Annotated in this window: 1 protein-coding gene; it reads right to left on the reverse strand. The window is 60.0% G+C overall.

The window, feature by feature from the left end; translation table 11 throughout:
- Positions 1-53: 53 nt before the first annotated feature.
- The gene (locus P1K30_RS23820; protein WP_275635232.1) at positions 54-737 is read right to left on the reverse strand and encodes an IS6 family transposase; all 684 of its coding nucleotides are present in this window, start codon (positions 735-737) and stop codon (positions 54-56) included.
- Positions 738-816 lie beyond the last annotated feature (79 nt).

Consider the following 816-nt stretch of genomic DNA (forward strand, 5'->3'; position numbering starts at 1 on the left):
GGTTCCGTCGCAAACTTTTCCGGATGGCGGAGTAGCCCGAGCTGAGGACACAATTATGCCGCGAGCTCCGCGAAAGTCTGAAACGCGGTGGTGCCGTTGGCCGGGATCTGGCCCTTTCTGATCATGTGGGCGGCCTCGATCCCGGCGAGGGTGGCTGTGGCCGAATGGAACGCCTTGAAGCCCATCATCGGGCCGGTGATCCGCTTGATGAAGCGATGGTCCTGTTCAAGTATGTTATTGAGGAATTTGAACTGCCGGACCTCGATGGTGCGTCCATCGCCGGTGAATTTCAGGATCACGTTCACCGCCTGCAGGCCGGCCAGGTTGGCACCGCTCTTGTCAATGACGACCCGGTCTGGCACGCCGTTCGTGTCGATCGCCCGCTTGAAGAACCGCCGGGCAGCGGCCAGATTGCGACGCTCCGAGAGCATGAAGTCAAGGGTTTGGCCATCCCGATCGACGGCGCGGTAGAGGTAGGTCCACTTGCCCTTCACCTTAATGTAGGTCTCGTCCATCCGCCAAGAACTGGCCGTTGGGCGTTTTCTAGCTTGCGCCTGGGCCGCGATCAGCGGTGCATATTTCACCACCCAGCGGTTCAGCGTTGCGTGGTCGACCGCCACCCCGCGCTCGGCCAGAATCTCCTCAAGGTCGCGGTAGGAGACGGCGTAGCGGAGGTAGAAGAACACCGCGTGCAGGATCACCGACTTCGGATAATGCACGCCCTTGAACTCGATCACACCAAACGCCTCTCACCAACTCTCTGACAACGCTGACATATCACGCACGCTCGGAACGTCGAAAGTTTGCGACAGAACC

It is taken from the genome of Psychromarinibacter halotolerans (genome assembly GCF_029168315.1).
Taxonomy (GTDB): domain Bacteria; phylum Pseudomonadota; class Alphaproteobacteria; order Rhodobacterales; family Rhodobacteraceae; genus Psychromarinibacter; species Psychromarinibacter halotolerans.